Source organism: Helicobacter sp. 16-1353 (genome assembly GCF_003288815.1).
Taxonomy (GTDB): domain Bacteria; phylum Campylobacterota; class Campylobacteria; order Campylobacterales; family Helicobacteraceae; genus NHYM01.
Genome location: NZ_NHYM01000007.1, coordinates 36,674 through 58,784 on the forward strand (window position 1 = coordinate 36,674; position 22,111 = coordinate 58,784).

A 22,111-nucleotide genomic window follows, 5' to 3' on the forward strand; every position below is an offset into this window, starting at 1 on the left:
ATGCCCTCTTTTAAAATCTAAATTGTAGTAGTGGATAAGGCACTTTTACTACGGATTTATAAACAATATCAATATTTTTATCAATAAAGAATCCTCCTGCGTGTATGTCATAGGGAAATAAAACAAGCAATGTTTTTGGGGTCAAAAATATCTTAGAAACATCATTGATTTTTTCATAAAATACTACATCTTTGCTATTATCATACTCGCTAATCACCTTAAAATTTTTAGAATCCCCAACCTCCATACATTCTTTTGCATTAACTAATAATTGAAAATCTACATATTTTTTATGCGATTCAAATCTACTCTCACCACCTAGCCTATAACTCTGCTCTATTGCCACCATATCAAAACCTAGATTATATTTCATCTCCATTCTATTATCGCCACAATCCAAGCTTAGGATTCTATTGTAGATTCTAGAATCTTTTTGAGTGGCTTCTAATAGATAATCATAAAGGATTTTTAATGCATCATTTTTAATAAACATATCACTAATTTTATCAATATTACCAATCAACGCCATTTTCTTTCCTTGTTAGATAAAAATTTTTATCCCCAATATGGACATTCATAGGGACAAAATTCATATTTACACTAAAGGCATCTTCGATTGCGATTTTTTCTAATTTTATAATTCTTTTACTTGCGAAAAGTAGATTCCATAATTCTAATCTTGGATTGAGATTAAATTTTAAAAATATTGTTTCATAAACAGATATGCAAGTAGGGCAAAATGGCAATTCAACATTATAAAATAATTTATTTGAACTATTTTTACCCATTCCAACTTGAAAATCAAATAGATTATGTTGTGGAATCTTTGCCTTAAGCGAAATAGAATCTTTATCAAAAATCGACCACAAATCCCTGCAATTACAAAAATGAATCTTTGGTTTAGAGTGTTTTTTATACTCATCTGGACTTAAAATAAAATTATAAATAACGCAAGGATATAGAATATTTTGTGGTGTTAAAATATAAATAAAATATTTACCAAAAATAATATCTGCATATTTTATAATAATACCTTCTTTTGCTTTTTGGACAAAAAAATCCTCCATATTAGGAAAGATAGGATTATCTTTTGGGTTGCTCACGCGAATTCTCGCTCGATTATATCACATAGGATATGTTCGATTATTAGATGCATTTCTTGGATTCTAGGTGTGCTAGAACTTGGGACAACAATATTTAAGTCAGAGCAATCACACATCTCACCGCCACTTTTTCCAGTAAGTGCAATAACCTTGCAACCTCTGCTTATTGCCACATTCATAGCTTTAATCACATTTATAGAATTTCCACTAGTGGAGATTGCAAGCAAAACATCACCTTTTCTTGCTAAAGCCTCAACCTGCCTTGAAAATATAAAATCAAATCCAAAATCATTTCCAATAGCAGTCAATGCGGAGGTATCAGTTGTTAGTGCAATACAACTTAGTGCATCTCTATCAATCTTATATCTACCACTAAGTTCTGCTGCGAAATGCTGGGAATCCGCCGCTGAGCCACCATTCCCACAAACCATAATCTTATTCCCCATTTTTAAGCATTCAATCATAATATTTGATGCCTCATCAATGCTATCAACTAAAAGCTTTAAAGTGCTTTGTGCTGTATCAATATGCGAAAAAAACTCACTTTGTATGAAATCACTATTCATTAGATTCTCCTTTGATTTTATTAACTATATTTGTTGTGCTCATATTTGGGATAAACTCTACAATCCTAGTATCCTTTACAATATCGCTTCCAACGACATCTTTACCATTATAATCCCCACCTTTTACCAAAATATCTGGTTTTATCTTTTTTATTAGATTATAGGGTGTTTCTTCATCAAAGATAACTACAAAATCCACGCAAGATAAAGAAGCCAAAACAAAAGCCCTATCCTTTTCATTATTTATTGGTCTATTTTTACCTTTTAGGATTCTAACCGAATTATCACTATTTAATCCAACAACCAAAATATCACCAAAACTTTTTGCTTTCTTAAGATACGAAATATGCCCAATGTGTATAATGTCAAAACAACCATTTGTAAAAACGATTTTTTTACCATCTTTTTTAAGATTCTCAATCAATAAAAGATTATCAATCTCCCTATCTTTCGAAATATCGTTTTTATAGCTAAAAATCTCACCCAAAGTCGCACTCGCAGAGCCAATCTTACCAACCACAACTGCCGCAGCCGCATTTGCAAACTCAGCACTTTTATAAATATCTAATTTACAAGAAAGCCCAAAAGCAAGTGCGGCAATAACCGTATCTCCCGCACCTGTTACATCAAAAACTTCTCGTGCAAGGGTTGGAATCTCTGTCATTTGAGAATCAAAAATAGCCATTCCATCTTCACTTAAGGTAATTATGGCGTATTGAAGATTACACATTTCTTTTAGTTTAAAACCTGCTTTAAATAGAGAATCCTTAGAATCTATCTTGATATTTGTCGCATTCTCCGCCTCTTTTCTATTTGGCGTAATCAAAGTTGCATTTGCATATTTACTATAATCATTGCCTTTTGGGTCGCATAAGATAATCTTATTAAAGGAATTAGCTAGATTTATAAGAGATTGGGTAAAGTCTTTCGATAAAGCACCTTTGGCGTAATCTGAGATAATAATACTATCAAATTCATTTATTTTACTAGCAATCTTATCTAATATCATCTGTGAATCTAAACTAACTATTTCACATTCCCTATCAACGCGTAAAACCTGCTGACGAGCGGCTATTAATCGTGTTTTCTTAATCGTATGAAAATTATTCAATATAGCAATTAAATCTATATCGATATTAGAATCTTCTAGCATTTTAAGTAAAATATTACCATCGCTATCATCGCCCACTATCCCGCATAAGGAAACTTTAGCACCAAGTGAAATGAGATTATTCGCGACATTACACGCCCCACCTAATCGATTATTTTCCTTTTGCACTTTTAGGATTTGCACAGGGGCTTCAGGTGAGATTCGCTCACAAGTTCCCCACACATAGTGGTCTATCATCAAGTCGCCAACGACTAAAATATTAGGAATGTGATTTGTTAAATTAATCATTTGCTATATTACTTATTTCATCAATATAATCTTCAATGCCACTTTCAAGACTATATCTAGGCTCATAGAATAAATCATTAATAGTATTTGTAATATCTGCTTCTGTGTGATTTTGATAAAAAGTATATGGATTTTTAATATACTCGACCTCAAAATCTCCAATATGTGTTTTTAATATATTTACAATATCATTAAAACTTCGTGCTTTTCCACTTCCTACATTATAGATTCCGCTTTTATGGGATTCTATTGCTTTGATATTTGCCTGAACTACATCTTTTATATAGACAAAATCTCGAAGTTGTTCGCCAAACTCAAATAATCTTATTTTTTTATTTTTTATCGCTTGGAGTCCTAATTGTAAAATCATAGATGCAGTGCTACCTTTGAAAAACTCATTTTTACCATAAACATTAAAATAGCGTAAAGAAATTATCGTAAAATCATCATTTTCTTCTTGTTGCATAATCTCTCTTAATCGCATATCCATAGATAATTTTGAAAAACCATATACATTTTCTGGAATCTCGCCCTCTCCTATGATATTTGGAGCTTTTGAATTACCATAAGTAGCCGCAGATGAAGCATAGATTAATGTTCCATTATGTTGTTTTACTTTATTGATAAAATAATCCAAACTCTCATAATTTGTTTTTAAAACTAATTCTTGGTCTAAACAAGTTGTATCCGAAATAGCACCTTCATGAAAAATATAATCAAATTCATATTTATCAAGTTTTGCTAAATCTTCTTTTTTTGCCAAATCCCCTATAATAATCTCACCTCTAAAACCAAGTAGATTTTTAAAATGCCCAAGAGATGTAAGATTCCCATTATGGAATCTATCATTACTTCTAAATTTATCGAAAATAAATAAATTTGCCTTAGGGTGATATTTATTTAGATAATGAGCGATATTGCTTCCTACAAACCCTGCTCCGCCAGTAATTAGTATATTTTTATCTTTTAAGTCATCATAAATATATTTCATTTACAATCCTCCAAAATATTTATTTTATTATACTATTTACTTTATAAAGGGAATCCACAATAAAATCTGCTTTTGATGTTACCTTATCTTTTTTGTTAAATAAAATAGTAGTTTTAATGCCACCACTTATAGCGGCTTCTACATCACTTTCTTTATCACCAATCATATAAGATTTTTCTAGATTTATATTAAATTCATCTATTGCTTGTTTAATCATTCCGCTTTTAGGCTTTCTACACAAGCAATTAATTTCTGGCTTATGGGAGCAGAAATAAATCTTATCAAAGCAGAAACCAAATCGATTTTTTAAATCATTTTGCATAAAATCACTTAAATCTAAAAATTCTTCTAAAGTATAATATCCTCTACCAATTCCAGATTGATTGGTAACTACAAATAGTAGATAGCCCTTTTGTTTGCAAGATTCAAAAAGCTCCAAGAATCCATCTATATAAATAAAATCCTGTGGTTTATAAATATATTCATCATCGATATTTACAACACCATCTCTATCAAAAAATACTGCGGGTGTGAGCTTTAGGATATTAGCTGGATTACGATTTTGTTGTAGCTGTTTCATATATATTCCTTGAATTTTATGTAAATAATATTTTAAACCCTTTAATAATAGTATAGATTCCAAAAAACATAATTAAAATAAAGGATAGTTTATTAATAATATTTCTATATTTTGTAAGATTTAGCATAGAATTAAAGATTCCAAGTAACACCATTGGGAATAAAGTCGCCACTCCAAAAACTATCATAACTAATGCCCCATTTAGGATTCCCCCGCTCACACTAGCACTAATGGCGAAAAAATACACAATCCCGCACGGAATAGCCCCATTTAAGATTCCAAGAATATAGAAGCTAAATAAACTTTTCTTTTTTAAAACAAAAGCAAAAAACTTCTTAAAGATTCTCAAATTAGCAACATTTACCTCTAATAATGCCAAAATCTTTGGGCTAAATAAGAGAAAGATTCCAAATAAAACCATAATAAAACCAATAATGATAAAAAAACCGCCCTTTGTGCTTTGGTTGAGAAAAAAGCCACTTCCAATAAACGCGCTTATCATTCCAATTATCGCATAGGTCGTAATTCGCCCAAATCCATATATAAAATGTGAAATAAATCTAATAAAAATATTACCCTGTAGTTTCATTTGGCTATATGCTAAAACAATCCCGCCACACATTCCCAAGCAATGCCCAAATGACGCAGTAAGAGCGATAAAAAATAAAGAGATTAAATCAATATTATTCAATATTTTCTCCTTTGATACTAAATATAGCACAGAAAAGTTAAACTTTACAACAAATTGCTACCTAATCTTATAAATGATATTATATCGCAAGGCTATCAAGCTATCTCTTTTTAAAACATTAAAAACTATCCAAAATTACTAAAATACTATAAAATTGCATATTTTACTTTTAAGATATAATTTTTTTAAAAAAGAGCTGAGATTATGAGCCGAAATCCCCAAATTACGCAGAGAAATATCGAATCTATTTTTAAGATATATGATGAGCTAAATAGCGATATGAGCCACAAAACCTCAGGTGATGATATTTGCACGCCGATGGAATGCGTGAAAACTATGCTTGATTATATCCCGCAAGACTTTTGGGAGCGAGAGAATCTAAAGATTCTTGACCCTTGCTGTGGGAATGGGAACTTTGGGGCGTATTGCCAGTTTAAAACGGATTTGGATAATATTTATTTTAACGACACAAATCCTACGCGCACGGCAAACTGCAAGAAGATTCTAAACCCAAAGAATCTCACAAATTACGATATTTTTGGCTTGGAATTTGCCATGAATGTGGAATCTCGCATTAATACAGAATCTAATTCAAGTGCGGAATCTAGTTTGAATACAGAATCTCGCACCAACGCGGAATCTGCGGAATCTTGGGACTTAATAATGGCGAATCCGCCCTATTCCGGCGGTGGCAATAAAAATAAAAGTCTCTCAAATAAATTCATCGAATTTGCCATAGATAGGCTTAAAAAGGGCGGATATCTCTGCTTTGTAACGCCGAATAATTGGCAGACTTTTAATAACTCAAATACGACCTTAAAAAAGCTTTTGACGCAGGGCTCGTTTGTGGTGCTTGACTATGATGTGAAGCGGTTTTTTAAGAAGGTCGGCTCGTCGTTTGTGATTTTTATCTGGCAAAAGGGCGTGTTTGGCAAGACGAAAATTTTTAATAATTATCTTTTAAAAGACATTCAAACTGACATTTTAATCCCCAAGAATCTCCCATTTATCCCGCTTTACATCTCACAAATTACGCTAAATCTAGTGGAGAAACTAATCCAAAAAGATAATAATAGATTCCACTACCGATGCGATTTGCATAACTTCACAAAAAAGGAATTTTTGAGTGATTTTCAAAGCGAGATTTTCCGCTATAAAACTATCCATACGCCCTTAAAAACGAGGTTTGCCAAAATCAAACAAGATATTTATGACAAGTGGCTCATCATCATTCCGCTATCAACTTATTATGTGCCTTATATCGCTCACAACGCCAACACAACGCAGTCTGTGGGATATTTTAGCTTTGATACAAAAGTGGAGGCGGAGGCGTATTTGGAGATAATCACCCAAGATTATTTTAAGGCTTTAATCCACATCACAAGATATGGGAATTTCAACAATATTATGGTTTTAAAACATTTGAGATTCGACGATGTGCCAGATTTAACTAGCGAGGAAAAGGGCGAGATTGAGAAATTAAGGGCAACTATTAAATACTAGGCTTTTGTGGCGTCGGTTTGGATATTTGCTAGAGGTTTAAAACTAAATTGTTGAATGAATTTTTTAAGCATTATATCTTCAACCGCTAGTGATTTAGGCGAAGCAAACGGCACGGACTTTTCACCCCTCCATTCTATAATAGTAACCTCATCGCTACAATCATACAAGTATAAATTAAAATCTGTCCTATTTGTTACCATTGATTGCAACATTTTTATATTTGTAGTGGAGGCTGTCCGCCAATTATTCACCACGCCACAATTATACGAACCCAATCTTTTCTTAAAAATAGTGCGAGACTGACCGAACTTAATAATATGCTCTCTATTGCCTATCTTGCAAGTCAAAATATACGCAACCCCCAAAGCTTTTTCAAAAATCCTTTTTTCTTTATCGCCAACAAAATTTATCGCTTTTATCCGCTCATTTTTTCTTTTACTATCTTTATCAATACTCATAGGCTCAACACTCAAATTACAGATAAAAATAAAATCATCTTTCCCACTAAATGAAAATTCCTCTAATGTCGGCTGGGACTTAATATCATCTAGGCTAAAGGGCTTGTCGTTTTTATTGTTTATAGCAAATACTTTGCTTAGGCTCTCAATATATTCATTGCCACTTTTTTGGATATAAATGCCATTTTTGTAATCGCATAATGATTTTAACTGCTCTAAATTTAGTGAACCCTTTGCCATTAATGTCCCTTGCTTTTATGAAATTACATCCTTTTGAGTTTTTAGATTCCCAAGATTCTAAGTTTTATTATCCAATGAATATTAATAAAATCTTAATATAAATCTCCTATATAATAAATATGACCCCAAAAACCATAATGATAAAAGAATGCCAATCCCAAATATTGGTATATAATTTGCCACCAAATAAGTAAAAGCATAAAAAATAATAATAGAAGTAATAATATAAAAATATGAAAAATTTTTATTAAATCGTGGATTTGCAACACCAAATAAAGGCAATAAAGTTACACTAAAAAGCGGAAAAAGTGATATTAAAATAGATTGAGAAAATAATCTTGATGTTTTTTGTGAGCTACCATCAAACGCCTTTTTCCAATAGTCATATAAATCATAACTGCGTAATTGTGGCTCACCTAGCTTGTTTCTAACAATCATATTTTCAAATACAACTTTTTTAATATCATAACTCTCCGCAAAATAGGCAATTCCATCATATAAATCAATCTCAAAAATACTATCAATGTTATTTGCTTTTCCTTCTCTAGCTAAGATAAAACTCTCGGATTCAAAATTTGCACTAGAAAATAATGCTAGATTCTTATACTCCCTATTTTGTGCTTCATCTACATAAATCAGCCAATCTCCCAGCTTCTGCCCAAATTCTCCAGATTTGATATTTACATCAACACTTGATTTTTTCTCATCGATAAAATTCCTATATGCAGAATTTGAAAGTGGCACAATGGCTAAAGAAAAGATAAGTAGAGTTACACTTATTAAAATACTAATTGGCAAAAATACCTTGATAATAGAATTAGGACTAATCCCAAGCGAGAAAAAAACAAGTAATTCATAATCATAAGAAAGTTTCGATAGAGATAAAACCCCAGTAGCAAAAAAGGTTATAGGGAGGATAAAAAAAACACTATTTGGTAATGAATATAAATATAGCTGTAAAAGGTCGCTAAAAGATATTTTAACAACAAATGTAACACCAGCAATTCCTATCAAAACAACAATAGAAGATATAAAAAATAAAACAATAAAAAAAATAAAAAATAATCTCGCAAATGATAAAAATAGATAATTTCTAATACTACTTCTAAAAAAATTAGCAATCATTATTTAGACTTGGAAAAAATAATTCATAAGTAGATTATTAAAAAATGATGTGAAAAACAAACAAGGCAAAGTCCCTAGAAATAAAAATGGAATATATGGAATCTTATAATCTTTTTTAGACAAAATTAAAAGAATAATTAAAGCAAATAACGCAGATAAAAATATAGCAAATAACGCTATTTTCCATCCAACTAATGCCCCGATAGTCGCAACTACGATTATATCGCCCTCGCCTAATGCCTCCTTTTTAGCTAGGCTTTGAAATGCAAATCTAAGCAAGGTAAAAAATCCAGCCAATGCAAACGCACTACCAACAATATACAAAAAATCACCATAATATAAGATTCCGCCAATTAGCCCAAAGATTAGAGCGGAGAAGTTAATACTATCGGGCACTTCTTTTGTTTTTAAATCAATCACGCTTAAAGCAAATAAAAGCAAAATGCTAATGCCAATAAATAATGCAGAAAAACTAAATCCAAATCTAAGATATATAAAAAATCCAAATAACGCAGAAACAGCCTCTACAATGGGATAAATCATCGAGATTCTAGCTCCACAAAAGCCACATTTCCCGCGTAAGAAAATATAAGAAATTAATGGGATATTATGATAGAATCTTAGCTTATTGCCACAGCTCATACAGCTACTTGGTGGGAAAATTACACTTTTATCCATCGGCGTTCTTATTATCAAAACATTTAAAAAAGAGCCGAAACAAAGTCCCAATAAAATAGCAATAAGAGCTAACATTATATATTCTCCACATTATTTTTCACAAGCACAAAAGAACAAACACCTTTTGTATCCAAAATCTGCAATCTTGAATTTTTTTTTATAAACCGCTTTATTACTTGATTTCCATTAGATTCTATTATTGGGGCTACTAAGATTCCGCCATCGCTTAATTGGTCTATTATCTTTTGTGGGATACATTCTACAGCAGCAGAAAATAGGATTCTATCAAATGGAGCAAACTTCTCCCAGCCCTCTTGTCCGTCACTAAATCTCGTGTGGATATTCATAATTCCTAAAATCCTAAATCGCTCTATTGCTTCTTGCCGAAGTCGCTCAATCCGCTCGATGCTAAAAACTCGCCGAAAAATCTTACTCAAAACCGCCGCTTGATAGCCACTCCCACAGCCGATTTCAAGCACACTATCACAACCATCGCTTTGTAGATACTGCGTCATTTTAGCAACTGTAAAAGGTGAGCTTATAAATTGCTTTGCACCGAGTGGAATGGCATCAAGATTATATGCGATATGGAGCATTCCAGAGGGTATAAAAATCTCCCTTGGTGTTTTAAGCATTGCGTTTTTAACATTATGGGATAATTTGAATTTGGAATCTATAGAATCCACCATTCTAATTAATTGGATATTCATATAAATCTATCAAACCTACATTTACATATTTACGCATTTTCTTAACTTCGTTTAAATCCACTTCCGCAGAGATAACCTCTCTTTTATCATCTTTTATCACCACGCCAAATGGGGAGATTATCGCACTTCCCTTTGCCATCGCATCATTCGCGGAATCCGCACACACCACGAACGCCTGATTTGCAATCGCTAGGGCGCGTGTCAAAGTCTCCCAATGCTCCTTTCGCTCTCGCCCCCACTGCCCGGGGACAAAGATTATATCCGCTCCACGCACAAGCTCCCAAAGCTTAGGAAATCGCAATTCAAAGCAGTTTAACGCGGCACATTTAATGCTATCAATATCAAATATGCAAATCTCGCTTTCCTTGCCACTGCTAAAGTGATTATGCTCGTCGCCTAGCGGGAAAAGCTTACATTTCGTCTGCTTATGCACCATAACGCCACGCGAAAAAACCTTAAGATTATTCAAAAATTTCCCATTATATTTTTCAATCATCGTGGTAATAATGGTCTTATCGTGGCTTAGCTCCAAAAGCCGCTCGGTGGCGACTTTGGCGAACTCACTTGCGTCATTCATACGCTGATAGCAGAATCCGCTAAGTGCCACCTCCGGCGTTAGGATAATCGCCCCCTCACCGCAATTCTCCGCCATGCTCTCAACATTTTTAAGATTGTATTCGAAGTTAAATTTCGTCTTAATTTGAAGTGCATAAAGCCTTTTCTTAAAAGTCATCGAATGTTATGCTCCCTTTTGAGTAGTTTGTAACCTTAGATTCAAAGAAATTCGTCTTTTGGTCGTTAAAGCTGGAAAATTGGTCGACCCATTTTATCGGGTGCTTGGAGTTATAAATCTTTTTCATGCCAACTCGCTCAAGCCGTTCATCTGCCAAATACTCGATATATTGGCGGATAATCTCGCTTGTAAGCCCTAGAATCTGCCCCTGTGTGATGTAATCTCCCCAGCTAGATTCTAAATCGACTGCTTTTCTAAACATTTCAACGACCTCTTCCTCAAGCGATTTTGTGAATAAATCTGGTCGCTCTTTTTTAACAGAATTTATCATCGATGAAAAAAGTATCAAATGCGTAACTTCATCTCGCTGGATAAATCGTATCATATTCGCACTAGCAAGCATTTTACCGCTTTTTGCAAGTGTGTAGAAAAATGAAAATCCGGAATAAAAATAGATTCCCTCTAAAATTTGATTTGCAAAAAATGCTTTAAGCAGATTCTGCTCGGTTGGATTCTTTGCCAGTTCCATATAAACATCGGCGATATGGTCGTTTTTATTGCGAAGTTCTACATCTCGTCGCCACATCTCATAAATCTCATCGCTATTATCGCTAATCGCTTGCACCATCACATCGTAGCTTTGGGAATGCAACGCCTCCTCGTAGGCTTGGCGAACGAGAATTAGATTTAACTCCGGGCTTGTGATATAAGGATTCACATTATCAATCAAGTTATTTGTCTGCAAGGAATCCATAAAAATAAGTTGCGCCAAAGCCCTATCATAGCCAAGTTTCTCTTGCTCGGTTAGTCCGCCTACATAGTCCCTTTTGTCCTGAGCCATTCCCACTTCTTCGGGGAACCAAGTGTTTGCCAACATAACTTTCCAAAGATTATACGCCCATTGATATTTGATTTTATTAAGGTCGAACATACTGGTTGGATTCCCATTGAAAATCCGCCTATCATTCACGCTTTCAGTAGATTCTGGATTATAAATCTTTTTTCGTTTTGCCACATTGTCGTTCATAATATTTTCCTTTGTTTATATAGTTATAAGATTATTTATATTTAGAAATTAATATTTTTGAATCAATCATTATACAAAACTAGATATAAGAAATATATAAAAAATTCTAAGTATAATGCCAAAACTTTTAGCGTAAGTAGATTGATAATCAATTTTAAATATTCTTAGGGTAATGTTATGAAATTTATACTTATTTTTGTATTAGCTATTTTTGCATTTGCAGAAGAATACTGCGAGATATGCGGAATGAATCTAAATCATCACAAGCATACTAATCATAGACTAATAAATAAAAACAAAGTAGTTGAAACTTGCTCACTTCATTGCATATATGATATTATCATTAGAGATTCTGCTAATAAATACACCATACAAGGTTTTGATAATACAAATGGTGAGTTTAAAAATCTAAAAGATTTATTATATGTAGTAGGAAGCGATAAAAAGGGAACAATGACAAGTGAGAGTGAATTTGCATTTAGCTCTAAAGAAAAAGCGAATAATTTTATAAAAGATAATGGCGGGAGAATTATCCAAGGTAAAGATATATTGGAATATACAAAGAATAAATTTGATAAAGATAAACAAATACTAGAAAGCAATCAAGCCAAAATAGCTGCATTAGGAGAAAAAATCGCACAAAAATATTGCAATATCAAAGAATTGGAAAAAATAAGAATTGAAGCAAAAAATATAGCTGAATTCAAAACGAAAGCAAAGGGTAGTTGTAATAATATCGATGGCAAAGGATTACAAGCAGTAAGCCTTTATTTCTGGAAAAAGCAATAGCTATTAAAATATCAATGAACCAAATCAATAGATATTTTTTCTTAAATACATATCATACGAATCCGCCTAAAGAGCGATTGGATTTTGAAAAATTATTGAATGATAAAAATAGCGAAGATGAGATTCTAACCATACTTATTGCTTGTAATCAAAGAAATATACAAAATTATTTAAAGCATAGTATGATAAAAAAATTTTGCAATAATCTAGCTATAGAAATAGATGAGGATTCTATTAAGAAATTGCAAAATGAGGCTATCTTGCGATTTTTACAATCCAATAATAAAAGTAGAATCCTAAATCTAATATCAAAGCTAAAAAATAATAATATAATTTTTTATGAAGAAGAGCAGAATATTAGAATCTCACTTGGGGGCGATAAAAATATATCCTTTAGCAAATCCCAGCCAACACCAAATAAAATTGATTTTAGTAGCGATAATGTATATCTTAATTTTACAAACAATATTAGAAATAAAATAGAAGATTCTAAGAATATCTATCTAAAAAATAAAACCTTAGAGATTTTAGACAATTTTATAAAAGAGAAAATATTTAGCATTGCTGTTTTGGGTTTGGAGGATTCTGGAAAGCAAACACTAATCAAAGCCTTAAATGAAACAAATAATATAGATAAAACAAATGCTATTTTACATATATCAAATACAGAATCTAAGCCAAAAGCACCATCGAAAAATATCCTAGAAATCTTGGCATTTTATGATAAAAATAATATGGAAATAGAGCGTCATATAAAGCTAGAAAGCTATATTACAAAACAAAATATTGATATGTTTAGCATTCCGGCAATTTGTAATCCATACACAAAAATATATGCTCAAAATATCATAAATAACGCCTCATTGATACTTTATTTAATCGATGTAAATAAAAAAATAAATAATAAAGACATAGAGATAATCGCTGGAATCTTTAAAGAAAATAAATCTTTAGCTATTGTTTGGACGCATTTTGATTTAATCAATCCCAATACATTAAAAACAATCAAAAAAAGCGTAGTAAAAAAACTATATGAATATCTAAAGCGATACAACATTAGCGAAATAGAAATACAAACTAAGATAGATTTTATCTGCACTGCATCTAATATATCATTAATGTATTTGCAAAATAGGGAGGATTTAGCCCTTAGTAAGGGATTTAGAGTGCAAGACAGCGGAATCTACGAGCTACAAAAATATATAAAATCAACATTATTTAGCGAAAAAAATACTAAATCAATATCTAAAGAAATACTCTTTAGACTAAATTCAGCGATAAAAATATATATCCAAAATCTACAAAAAGAGCCGATAGATTTTCATATAGATGATGATTTAATACAAAGCTATAAAAACAATTTGGAGATAATAAAAAATAATATAAATCATAATATTTTAGTAAGTTTAAATATCATATTTGAATCCATTAGCCAAGATAATAGCAAAGCAAATAAAAAGATTCTGCTAAAAATCAAAATAACGGATTTATTGAATAATATTTTTAAAATGGGGGAAAAAGATTTTGAGAAAATAAATCTACAATTTTTACATAAAATAAAGCATTCAAATGAGCTTAATAAAAAACAATTAGAAGTAGTGATTTTAAAGCTTAATATACTAAAATCACATCTCAAAAAAATCTTTGTATTGGATAATAAATTTTTAATCTCCCAAATCATAGAAACATTAAATGAAAATGAGAATCTCAATAGCAAGGATATTTTAATCACAAAAAAAGTGATTATGGAAAACTTATGTTTAGAATCAAAAATAGATTCTGCATTGAAAAATGCAAAAAATGCGATAGATAGTATAACAAATATACTTGAGATGAGATTCCAATATAGTCCAAATGAGATAAAAGATAGAATCTCTCAAGCAAGACAATTGTTAAATTCCCTTATTGTGATAAATAATGAATATAATTGATGATTTTATAAACGAATATCTGCAGATTTCAAAGATTACAGAAACAAACGAACAAAGTAGCATTCTAAATAAACTATCTGCATTTTTAGAATACACAAGGATAAAAGATAGAAAAAAAGCATTAGAATTTAAAACAAATATAGAAAAAATGATTAATGCAAATTTGAGAATCTGCATAAAAGGACAAAAGCTATCTGGGAAATCAAGCCTTATTAACGCATTTCTAGAATCCAATATAATACCGAAAAATAAATCCCTAAATTTTATAATAAAATATTCGCATATACCATATTTGAGAATCCACAAAGATAATATAATCACAACTCATAGCTTAGAAATGCTAGAAATAATCAAAGAATGCGATTTTGCGGAGATATTCTTAGATAATGAAATCCTAAAAAAAGTAACATTAATAGAATCTAATAATGATTTTTATAGTATGGAAAAATGTGATTTTTGTATTTCTGTAAATAATCATTTAGATGAAAGTAAAAATTGTAATTTTGTGGTGTTAAATAAGATAGATTTACTCACAGAAGGGGAGCTACAAGAAATAAATAAAATTATAAAAGAAAAATATTTATTATTAGATTCTAGCAACTCTATAGATTCCGCAATAAAGCAAAATATCACTCCCATTGTGGCAACTTCTATTATAAATAACGAAGATTCTAAAAATCTACTTAAGATATTTAAAGAGCAGATTCTCCCACAAGCAAAGATATTAAAAGACAAAAAAATAAAAAATAGCATTATAAATCTTATGGAATCCACTATAAAATCTTATAATGAATTAATACAATCTTATGAAAATTTAAGCTTAATTATAAAAAAGCAGAATTTCATCGAATACGCCCAAGATTTACACCTAAGAATACAAAATAATCTAGATAGTATTTTAAAAACATTTAGTGAAGATTTTAAGGATATAGGCGATGTTTTTTGGGAAAATATGCAAGGTGAGAAAATAGATTTTATAAATAAAACCAATATTTTAAAAGTAAAAAAAATAAATAAAAAAATGCTATATAGCTTAGATATAGATTCCATTAAGGAAATATTATTTAATGATAATAGTATTTATGCAAGAAAATATAGGGCTAATATTTATAATTTATCAAAGCTTAGAGATTCCGCCATAGAAGAGATAACATCAAGGAGAGAATATTTTATTAGTGATGTTAAAATCTGGCAAGCAAAAGTCCAAAATCAAGACAATACCATAACTTTTATAACAGAAATACATAATGATAATCTGCTATATTTCGCATTAAAAATATACGATAATATAATAAATATCTTTATTCTACTTACTTCGCAAATAATAATGGATTTATATGCTCAAATATCAAAAATAGAATTTTTAATTAAGAATGAAAAAGCATTATTGATAGAATTTATTGTTTTAAAAGTAAATCAACAATTAGCGATGATGAGCGACAAACCCAATAAAGATAATCTACAAAACATAGTAAATAAAATCATTGATGATTATTTATTTAAAGATATAAATACATTCAACGCAAGTATTTTAGATAATACAGCACAGGAAATAGAATCTACAAAATCCCTAAAATGCGAGCAAATCAACAAAATCATCGATGATATAAAGAATCTTAAGATAGATATAAATCATCTTTTTAACAATATTAAAGATGAAAAATTATAATAAACAAATATTATTTACCTATCTTTTATTTATAGCGATGGCATCTTGGGGATTATCGTGGCCCCTTTCAAAAATACTATCAAGCAATCATTCTATATTTATTGTTGCATTTGGGCGATTTTTTCTAGTGGCATTAAGCCTAATCCCCATATTATTTTATTTCAAACTTAGCTTAAAAATACCAAGGGAGAATCTACTCGCATTAATCTTAAATACTATATTCAACGCTTCATACGCACTCATATTTTTCTATGCATTGCGTTTAGGAAGTGCTGGAAGTGCAGGTGTTATAACAACCACATTATCGCCCATAATTGCGACATTGCTATCTATCATTATTTTTAACAACAAACTAAATAGAAGAGAAATAATAGGGCTAATACTAGGTCTAATATCTGGAATCTTCTTGCTAAATCTAATCCATCTAGAATCCATAATAAACCCATTTAATCTATTTTTTATTTTATGTGCATTTTTATGGGCTTGTGTAACACTTAGTGCAAGAAAATTATCCAATAATATCAATCCTTTAGTTATAAATTTCTATAGTTCATTTATAAGCTCGATATTATTTATTCCATTTTTAAAATGGGGCGATTTTGGCATTTTGAGAGAATGGGATTCTATGGCTATGCTAATAACTATAGCTTTATTTTCCACAGTATTTGGCACAACTATATATTATAAAGGCATAGGAGTATTAGGAATCACAAAATCCGCTTCTTACACGCTTCTCGTGCCATTTTTTGCATTAATACTATCTTGGATTATACTAGGTGAAGTTCCTAGTATTCATACGATTATAGGAGGCTCTTTAGCAGTTTGTGCAATATATCTAATAAGTATTTATAATAAAAAACATCTTAGAATCTTTAAGAAATCATATATAAAAAGCTAATATCCACATTAATTTATCACCTTAAAATAAAATTAAATATCTTAAATCATAGTAAATAATGACATTTATTAATATCTTAAAATATTAAAAATAACTTAAGAAGTATATATTATATTTAAGCACACTTTTTTACCGCAACTAAAATATGATTTAATACTAATTGTATTTAAAGATTCTAGTATTTATAATTCGCCTGTGTTTAGAATCTTAAAAGGAGGAACATATGGGAATAGTAAAAGTAGAAATTATAACTAGAGTAGAAAAAGCTACGGAACTAAGACAAGCATTAAATGATATTAATGTATGCGGTATGACTATAACAAATGTTATGGGACAAGGCAAACAAAAAGGGAAAACGGAAATTTATCGTGGCAATGAGATTGCATTTGATATGTTGCCTAAAATAAAAGTCGAGCTATTAATTGATGAAAATATATTAGATGGGGTTTTAAAAGTAGCAAAATCTACATTAAATACAAATAATGTAGGCGATGGCAAAATCGCAATCTATCATATAGATAATGTTATTCGCATTAGAACAGGCGAAGAGGGCGTAAAAGCACTATAATTAAAAGTAAAATCTAACAACAAAGAGTGAAGATTTGGTAGGTTATTCACTCTTTGTATGTATTCTATATGACTTAAATTTCTATGTAGTTTTAAAAATCATATAGACGAAGATTCTACCAAATATTTTATTTGCATAAGGATAATTAAATGAAAAAATTTGGAATCTTAGGTTTATTATTGCCGTATTTGGCATTTGGAAGCGGAGGAGAATCTAGCGAAATAGCAAGTAGCGGAGATATTGCATTTATGCTATTTTGTGCGTCATTAGTTTTACTTATGACACCAGCTTTGGCGATGTTTTACTCAGGTATGGTTAGAAGTAAGAATGTTTTAAATACCATTATGAATTGCTTTATAGTTATTGCGGTATTAAGCATTCAGTGGGTATTGCTAGGATATACACTAGCATTTGGGAGCGATATTGGTGGCGGAATCTTGGGTTCTTTAGAATATTTTGCCCTTGAAAATATCGGCAATGATGGTGCAATCCCACATAATCTATTTATGATTTTTCAAATGATGTTTGCCATAATTGCCGCAGCAATTATCACTGGGGCATTCGTGGAGCGGATGAAATTTGGCGTTTTAGTAATTTTTATTGTGCTTTGGAGCACATTTGTTTATGACCCATTGGCACATTGGGTTTGGAATAGCGATGGTTGGCTTTTAAAGATTGGCTCACTAGATTTTGCCGGAGGTGGCGTTGTGCATATAAGTGCTGGAATCGCCGGATTAGTGGGCTGTATAATGCTTGGTAGGAGAAAAAAGCTCAATCAAATCGCCCCGCATAGTATCCCATATACATTTTTAGGTGGAATTTTACTTTGGATTGGATGGCTTGGTTTTAATGCTGGAAGTGCATTAGGAGCGAATGAAATTGCTATAAACGCCTTTATTACGACTAATATCGCCACTGCAAGCGGAATCTTGGGTTGGGTTGTAGCGGATTATATCAAGCATAAAAAGCCGACTTTATTAGGGGCAATCACTGGGGCAGTTGCGGGGCTTGTTTCCATCACTCCAGCAGCTGGGTTTGTAACGCCTTTAGCTTCGATTCCTATAGGATTTTGCGGGGCGATTTTATGCTTTTTTGCTATCACATTTTTAAAGAATAAATTAAAATACGACGATTCACTCGATGTTTTTGGGCTTCACGGAGTAGGTGGAATCTGGGGTGGAATTGCCACAGGGCTATTTGCTACAAGTAAAGTTAATGAGCTAGTAGCAAATGATGCCGCAGGAGAGGGGCTTTTCTATAGCGGAGATTTTAGTTTGCTTGGAGTGCAGATAATCGCAATTCTCGCTTGTGCAGGACTTTCGCTTGTTGGAAGTATTATTATTTTTAAGATTATCTCACTCTTTACCTCTATTCGAGTGGAATCTAATATTGAAGAATCTGGATTAGATTCTACCCTACACGGCGAAATTGGCTATAGAGGCATATAAATAATTATCGCATAAATGAGATTTAATTTGCAAGATTCTTTTATTAGGATTCCAAACTTTAATAGAATCTTGCGGATTCTGCATTTTTAAATTCCGCTTTTTTAATTTTACTTTTTAAACTACACTTTTTTTAATTCCGCATTCCACATTTTGTGGAATTTTGCACGGAATCTAAAAAAATCCAAAGCCCAATCTAACGCGGAATCCTAAGAATCCGCCCATTTATCGATTGAAAAATTTATTTAAGGTAGCAATAAAAATAGGCGACGAGCGGAAAAATGAAGTTTTCTTAAAGGGCAGTGAGTAGAGGGTTTTAGGGGATTTGTCTCCCTATATTAAAGGGCGACGAGCGGGAAAAGATTTAATAATAATTTTAAGAGCGTAGCTTTTAAAGTATCCATACAGAATCTTTTAAACTTTTATATAAACTTGAATCTTTGAGAGAATCTAAATCTTTAGAATCCCGTAGATTCTGCCCTTTTAAATTCATTAATTGCAAATTTCGCAAGAATCCAAGACTTTATAAATTTAGGATTCCGCAGATTCCGCGGAATCTAGATTCGCCACTTAATTTTAAATCAATCCTACCAACTCACTTTTACATTAAAAAATCCGCTGTTTTTTGGGTATGGAATCTAAGCCGATTTCGCAACCAAAGCCAATTGTATAATTCACGCCCAAATCTACTTTTTACAAATCATTTCTTAGCTTTACGAAAAATTCTTGTTCTTTTATGAAATTTTGCATTTGATTAATTTCGCTTTGGCTTAGTCTTGGGATTAGGAGCTTTTGCTTTAAGTCGTTTTCTTTTATGTCTAGCATTATAGAGCCGGTGGCTAGGGCTTCCATTTGCAGTTTATATTCTCTTGTAAATAAAAATCGATAGAATGACAATCGCTCACTTTCATTATCAATCCTAACCCTAAAACAGCCATTTGTTAGAACGATATTTTCCGTTTCATCATTCATAATCATACAAAATTTATCAATGCTACCCTTTAGTTTGCTAATACAAATATCATATTTTCTCACACTTTGCTTCGCCCTATTTGGTAGCTCCCAGCCATAAAGGGCATTAGGCAAGATGTAATTGCCTTTTTCCAAGCTTTTTATATCCAAGTAAAAATATGCGTGATTTGGAATCTTGTTAAAAGACAGCTTGTTTGTAACGCTCGCATTAATGCCCTCAAGCGTGAAATAGTCCTTTTGCTTTAGGCGATTTATGGTATTTATATAACCCCTTTGGTTTCGCTCACTGCTTAGTATATAATCTATTTCCAAGCTAGATTTTTTAATACTCTCATATTCGATTTCTATATTTTCTTTTTCAAAGCCGCTAATATCATTATCATAAATGAATTTCTTAAAAGATTGCAGAATCTCTGGGAAATCGCTCGAAATAATTGGGTTATTATTATCATCTAGTATCAATTCCCCACTTTCTTTATTGCGATGAAAAATGGGGCTTAAGTCCTTAGAGCGAAAGTCAAAGCCGATATTATTAGCAACTGCACTAAATATCTCATAATCATTTTTTATATTTTCTTTTTTCAGCACCAAGATTCCCGTTTTGACCCCTGTTTCACTGCCCTTAAAGGCACCTTCTGGCAAGGATATATAGGCGATAATCCTAGTTTTATCTAGTAGAAATTTACGGATTGATATATCATTTGGATTATTTAAAAAGCCATTTGGCACGACGATACACAAGATTCCACTATTCTTTAATAAATTTATACTTCGCTCGATAAATAGCACTCCAAGTTGCTTGTAATTATATTTAGCAAATAGCTCATAGCCAATGATGTCGCTTTCACTGCCGTTATAAATCGTCTTTTGTCCAAAAGGTGGATTTGTGATAACAATATCAAATGTGTTATTTTGCAAGTCGCTAGAAAAGATAGAATCTATGCATTTTATATTTGTCCTACCATCTCCATTTAAAATCATATTTAATCTAGCTACTTCAATGGCATTCTTGCTTATATCCCAGTAGGAGATATTTTTCGCACTATTTTTATTTTTCTTTAAGCAGCCAATTAGAAAGTCCGCACTTCCGCCAGCTGGGTCTATGATTTTTGTAGTGTTGCCTATTTTTAGCATAGAGACGATAAATTCCACTATGTCAATTGGCGTGTAGAATTGGTCTAGCTCCGTCTTAAGGCTGGATTGTGCGAACTTCATAAAAAGTGTTTGCAATATATTTTGTTTGCTCTCACTAAAAGAAAAGTTTTGCATTAGGGCTACAATCTTTTCCATTGTGGAATCTTGCATATCGATATTATCGCTTAGCCTTTCATTGCCATAATATGCTTTTGCTTTTTTGTAAAGTTTATTTATATTTTCAATGGTATTTTTTGAGCGTTGAAAATCCATAATATCATTTTCATTTTTTTCTTTTTCATCATAGTATTTGGATAAAATCAGCTTGAAAAATTCCCTATATTTTTCCTCTTTTGTAGTTCCCATATTATGCAAGATTTGCTCTACTTTAAATATAATTCCAGTTATATTTTTAATCGGCTCTAGGTCTTTTAATCTTAAAGGCGTGTCGTTAAATTTATATCCAAAATGTGGCAATTTTAGGAGTGTATGCTCTTGCGAGTAATTATCATCTTTGGTGAAAAATGTATTTTCTATTCCATCAAAATAGATTCCAAAAGGGGCATTTTGCTTGATAATTGCCGGTTTTAGCTGATTTTTTATCGCAGAATCTTTGTCTTTTTTGTCTCTTTTGATTTTGGCAATTAATAATATTTTGTCTTTATCGTCATTTTCGTAGATTACAATATCTACCCTTAAGTGATTTCGCCCCGCATTGCCGATATCCCACACATTTTTTTCAAAATCAAAAAGATTTTTTGGATAGCCCCTATTTAATAGAAATTTTACGCACTCAATCCGCTGGTATTCTTCAGTAAATGTAATGTTGTCTTTTGCCTTATCATTTACATTTAATTCACCTCGAATGGGGCATTTTAATCGCATTTATGTCCTTAATCGA

General features: G+C 31.5%; 21 protein-coding genes. 7 read left to right on the forward strand and 14 right to left on the reverse strand.

Features of this window, described 5'->3' with window-relative positions:
• Positions 1–10: 10 nt before the first annotated feature.
• Genes CCY99_RS05525 through CCY99_RS05555 form a run of 7 tightly spaced genes read right to left on the reverse strand, consistent with a single transcriptional unit; the run spans position 11 to position 5,330 of the window.
• Positions 11–529: a YhcH/YjgK/YiaL family protein gene (locus CCY99_RS05525; RefSeq protein WP_112060417.1), complete on the reverse strand. Its 519-nt coding sequence runs from the start codon at positions 527–529 to the stop codon at positions 11–13.
• The gene (locus CCY99_RS05530) at positions 513–1,103 is read right to left on the reverse strand and encodes a hypothetical protein (protein ID WP_112060418.1); all 591 of its coding nucleotides are present in this window, start codon (positions 1,101–1,103) and stop codon (positions 513–515) included. The genes CCY99_RS05525 and CCY99_RS05530 overlap by 17 nt, the downstream gene beginning before the upstream one ends.
• Positions 1,100–1,669 carry a D-sedoheptulose 7-phosphate isomerase gene (gene gmhA, locus CCY99_RS05535; protein WP_112060419.1) on the reverse strand — a complete coding sequence of 190 codons (570 nt, stop codon included), beginning with the start codon at positions 1,667–1,669 and terminating at the stop codon, positions 1,100–1,102. The genes CCY99_RS05530 and gmhA overlap by 4 nt, the downstream gene beginning before the upstream one ends.
• Entirely contained in the window at positions 1,662–3,068 is a 1,407-nt protein-coding gene (gene rfaE1 / locus CCY99_RS05540) for a D-glycero-beta-D-manno-heptose-7-phosphate kinase (RefSeq protein ID WP_112060420.1), read from the reverse strand. Before rfaE1 ends, gmhA begins: the two co-directional genes overlap by 8 nt.
• Positions 3,061–4,059: an ADP-glyceromanno-heptose 6-epimerase gene (gene rfaD / locus CCY99_RS05545; protein ID WP_112060421.1), complete on the reverse strand. Its 999-nt coding sequence runs from the start codon at positions 4,057–4,059 to the stop codon at positions 3,061–3,063. The genes rfaE1 and rfaD overlap by 8 nt, the downstream gene beginning before the upstream one ends.
• A 19-nt stretch (positions 4,060–4,078) precedes the next feature.
• Entirely contained in the window at positions 4,079–4,639 is a 561-nt protein-coding gene (locus CCY99_RS05550; protein WP_112060422.1) for an HAD family hydrolase, read from the reverse strand.
• A gap of 16 nt (positions 4,640–4,655) precedes the next feature.
• Positions 4,656–5,330 carry a sulfite exporter TauE/SafE family protein gene (locus CCY99_RS05555; protein WP_112060423.1) on the reverse strand — a complete coding sequence of 225 codons (675 nt, stop codon included), beginning with the start codon at positions 5,328–5,330 and terminating at the stop codon, positions 4,656–4,658.
• 204 nt (positions 5,331–5,534) lie between these two features.
• Between CCY99_RS05555 and CCY99_RS05560 the strand changes: the two genes are divergently transcribed.
• Complete coding sequence (locus CCY99_RS05560; RefSeq protein WP_112060424.1) at positions 5,535–6,833, forward strand: methyltransferase; 1,299 nt, start codon at positions 5,535–5,537, stop codon at positions 6,831–6,833.
• Here the strand turns inward: CCY99_RS05560 and CCY99_RS05565 are convergent.
• The 6 genes from CCY99_RS05565 to CCY99_RS05590 form a co-directional block, all read right to left on the reverse strand.
• On the reverse strand, positions 6,830–7,531 hold the full coding sequence (locus CCY99_RS05565) for a hypothetical protein (protein ID WP_112060425.1): 702 nt from the start codon (positions 7,529–7,531) through the stop codon (positions 6,830–6,832). The two genes, CCY99_RS05560 and CCY99_RS05565, sit on opposite strands and share 4 nt — an antisense overlap.
• Positions 7,532–7,612: 81 nt before the next feature.
• Positions 7,613–8,656, reverse strand: coding sequence for an LptF/LptG family permease (locus tag CCY99_RS05570; RefSeq protein WP_112060426.1), 1,044 nt, complete (start codon positions 8,654–8,656; stop codon positions 7,613–7,615).
• A 3-nt stretch (positions 8,657–8,659) separates the two neighbouring features.
• Positions 8,660–9,409 carry an A24 family peptidase gene (locus CCY99_RS05575; protein ID WP_112060427.1) on the reverse strand — a complete coding sequence of 250 codons (750 nt, stop codon included), beginning with the start codon at positions 9,407–9,409 and terminating at the stop codon, positions 8,660–8,662.
• On the reverse strand, positions 9,409–10,044 hold the full coding sequence (locus tag CCY99_RS05580; RefSeq protein ID WP_112060428.1) for a protein-L-isoaspartate(D-aspartate) O-methyltransferase: 636 nt from the start codon (positions 10,042–10,044) through the stop codon (positions 9,409–9,411). The genes CCY99_RS05575 and CCY99_RS05580 overlap by 1 nt, the downstream gene beginning before the upstream one ends.
• Positions 10,025–10,777: a carbon-nitrogen hydrolase family protein gene (locus CCY99_RS05585; protein ID WP_112060429.1), complete on the reverse strand. Its 753-nt coding sequence runs from the start codon at positions 10,775–10,777 to the stop codon at positions 10,025–10,027. The genes CCY99_RS05580 and CCY99_RS05585 overlap by 20 nt, the downstream gene beginning before the upstream one ends.
• Positions 10,767–11,804 (reverse strand): ribonucleotide-diphosphate reductase subunit beta, encoded by a 1,038-nt coding sequence (locus CCY99_RS05590; RefSeq protein ID WP_112060430.1) that lies wholly within the window; start codon positions 11,802–11,804, stop codon positions 10,767–10,769. Before CCY99_RS05590 ends, CCY99_RS05585 begins: the two co-directional genes overlap by 11 nt.
• 177 nt (positions 11,805–11,981) lie before the next feature.
• On the opposite strand from CCY99_RS05590, the gene CCY99_RS05595 reads away from it, so the two are divergent.
• From CCY99_RS05595 to CCY99_RS05620, 6 genes are all read left to right on the forward strand, one after another.
• A complete protein-coding gene (locus tag CCY99_RS05595) occupies positions 11,982–12,593 on the forward strand; it encodes a nitrous oxide reductase accessory protein NosL (RefSeq protein WP_112060431.1) in 612 nt (203 codons plus the stop codon).
• 14 nt (positions 12,594–12,607) lie between these two features.
• Positions 12,608–14,524 (forward strand): hypothetical protein, encoded by a 1,917-nt coding sequence (locus tag CCY99_RS05600; RefSeq protein ID WP_112060432.1) that lies wholly within the window; start codon positions 12,608–12,610, stop codon positions 14,522–14,524.
• Positions 14,511–16,193: a hypothetical protein gene (locus tag CCY99_RS05605; RefSeq protein WP_112060433.1), complete on the forward strand. Its 1,683-nt coding sequence runs from the start codon at positions 14,511–14,513 to the stop codon at positions 16,191–16,193. The genes CCY99_RS05600 and CCY99_RS05605 overlap by 14 nt, the downstream gene beginning before the upstream one ends.
• A complete protein-coding gene (locus CCY99_RS05610; RefSeq protein ID WP_112060434.1) occupies positions 16,180–17,091 on the forward strand; it encodes a DMT family transporter in 912 nt (303 codons plus the stop codon). Before CCY99_RS05605 ends, CCY99_RS05610 begins: the two co-directional genes overlap by 14 nt.
• 223 nt (positions 17,092–17,314) lie before the next feature.
• Entirely contained in the window at positions 17,315–17,659 is a 345-nt protein-coding gene (locus CCY99_RS05615) for a P-II family nitrogen regulator (protein WP_112060435.1), read from the forward strand.
• 248 nt (positions 17,660–17,907) lie between these two features.
• A complete protein-coding gene (locus tag CCY99_RS05620; protein ID WP_258443628.1) occupies positions 17,908–19,107 on the forward strand; it encodes an ammonium transporter in 1,200 nt (399 codons plus the stop codon).
• A 690-nt stretch (positions 19,108–19,797) separates the two neighbouring features.
• On the opposite strand, the gene CCY99_RS05625 is transcribed toward CCY99_RS05620, so the two are convergent.
• Positions 19,798–22,095: an N-6 DNA methylase gene (locus CCY99_RS05625; RefSeq protein WP_112060437.1), complete on the reverse strand. Its 2,298-nt coding sequence runs from the start codon at positions 22,093–22,095 to the stop codon at positions 19,798–19,800.
• Positions 22,096–22,111 lie beyond the last annotated feature (16 nt).